Source organism: Pseudomonas sp. RIT-562 (genome assembly GCF_026241895.1).
GTDB classification, from domain to species: domain Bacteria; phylum Pseudomonadota; class Gammaproteobacteria; order Pseudomonadales; family Pseudomonadaceae; genus Aquipseudomonas; species Aquipseudomonas mandelii_F.
In genome coordinates this window covers 1-2,376 of the sequence record NZ_JAPJIV010000046.1, presented here as the reverse complement: position 1 = coordinate 2,376, position 2,376 = coordinate 1, and the positions used below count along the sequence as shown (strand labels likewise).

The following is a 2,376-nucleotide window of genomic DNA, read 5'->3' as shown; positions in this document are numbered from 1 at the left end:
GTGACTGCGTACCTTTTGTATAATGGGTCAGCGACTTATTTTCAGTGGCGAGCTTAACCGAATAGGGGAGGCGTAGCGAAAGCGAGTCTTAATAGGGCGTCTAGTCGCTGGGAATAGACCCGAAACCGGGCGATCTATCCATGGGCAGGTTGAAGGTTGGGTAACACTAACTGGAGGACCGAACCGACTACCGTTGAAAAGTTAGCGGATGACCTGTGGATCGGAGTGAAAGGCTAATCAAGCTCGGAGATAGCTGGTTCTCCTCGAAAGCTATTTAGGTAGCGCCTCATGTATCACTGTAGGGGGTAGAGCACTGTTTCGGCTAGGGGGTCATCCCGACTTACCAAACCGATGCAAACTCCGAATACCTACAAGTGCCGAGCATGGGAGACACACGGCGGGTGCTAACGTCCGTCGTGAAAAGGGAAACAACCCAGACCGTCAGCTAAGGTCCCAAAGTTATGGTTAAGTGGGAAACGATGTGGGAAGGCTTAGACAGCTAGGAGGTTGGCTTAGAAGCAGCCACCCTTTAAAGAAAGCGTAATAGCTCACTAGTCGAGTCGGCCTGCGCGGAAGATGTAACGGGGCTCAAACCATACACCGAAGCTACGGGTATCACTTAGGTGATGCGGTAGAGGAGCGTTCTGTAAGCCTGTGAAGGTGAGTTGAGAAGCTTGCTGGAGGTATCAGAAGTGCGAATGCTGACATGAGTAACGACAATGGGTGTGAAAAACACCCACGCCGAAAGACCAAGGTTTCCTGCGCAACGTTAATCGACGCAGGGTTAGTCGGTCCCTAAGGCGAGGCTGAAAAGCGTAGTCGATGGAAAACAGGTTAATATTCCTGTACTTCTGGTTATTGCGATGGAGGGACGGAGAAGGCTAGGCCAGCTTGGCGTTGGTTGTCCAAGTTTAAGGTGGTAGGCTGGAATCTTAGGTAAATCCGGGATTCTAAGGCCGAGAGCTGATGACGAGTGTTCTTTTAGAACACGAAGTGGTTGATGCCATGCTTCCAAGAAAAGCTTCTAAGCTTCAGGTAACCAGGAACCGTACCCCAAACCGACACAGGTGGTTGGGTAGAGAATACCAAGGCGCTTGAGAGAACTCGGGTGAAGGAACTAGGCAAAATGGCACCGTAACTTCGGGAGAAGGTGCGCCGGTGAGGGTGAAGGACTTGCTCCGTAAGCTCATGCCGGTCGAAGATACCAGGCCGCTGCGACTGTTTATTAAAAACACAGCACTCTGCAAACACGAAAGTGGACGTATAGGGTGTGACGCCTGCCCGGTGCCGGAAGGTTAATTGATGGGGTTAGCTAACGCGAAGCTCTTGATCGAAGCCCCGGTAAACGGCGGCCGTAACTATAACGGTCCTAAGGTAGCGAAATTCCTTGTCGGGTAAGTTCCGACCTGCACGAATGGCGTAACGATGGCGGCGCTGTCTCCACCCGAGACTCAGTGAAATTGAAATCGCTGTGAAGATGCAGTGTATCCGCGGCTAGACGGAAAGACCCCGTGAACCTTTACTATAGCTTTGCACTGGACTTTGAATTTGCTTGTGTAGGATAGGTGGGAGGCTTTGAAGCGTGGACGCCAGTTCGCGTGGAGCCAACCTTGAAATACCACCCTGGCAACTTTGAGGTTCTAACTCAGGTCCGTTATCCGGATCGAGGACAGTGTATGGTGGGTAGTTTGACTGGGGCGGTCTCCTCCTAAAGAGTAACGGAGGAGTACGAAGGTGCGCTCAGACCGGTCGGAAATCGGTCGTAGAGTATAAAGGCAAAAGCGCGCTTGACTGCGAGACAGACACGTCGAGCAGGTACGAAAGTAGGTCTTAGTGATCCGGTGGTTCTGTATGGAAGGGCCATCGCTCAACGGATAAAAGGTACTCCGGGGATAACAGGCTGATACCGCCCAAGAGTTCATATCGACGGCGGTGTTTGGCACCTCGATGTCGGCTCATCACATCCTGGGGCTGAAGCCGGTCCCAAGGGTATGGCTGTTCGCCATTTAAAGTGGTACGCGAGCTGGGTTTAGAACGTCGTGAGACAGTTCGGTCCCTATCTGCCGTGGACGTTTGAGATTTGAGAGGGGCTGCTCCTAGTACGAGAGGACCGGAGTGGACGAACCTCTGGTGTTCCGGTTGTCACGCCAGTGGCATTGCCGGGTAGCTATGTTCGGAATAGATAACCGCTGAAAGCATCTAAGCGGGAAACTAGCCTCAAGATGAGATCTCACTGGGACCTTGAGTCCCCTGAAGGGCCGTCGAAGACTACGACGTTGATAGGTTGGGTGTGTAAGCGCTGTGAGGCGTTGAGCTAACCAATACTAATTGCCCGTGAGGCTTGACCATATAACACCCAAGCAATTTGCTTGCTCT

General features: G+C 52.3%; 1 rRNA gene. It reads left to right on the top strand.

The features are described from left to right. Positions 1-2,349 (top strand): 23S ribosomal RNA (locus tag ORL50_RS28650); the annotation flags it as partial. Positions 2,350-2,376: the final 27 nt, after the last annotated feature.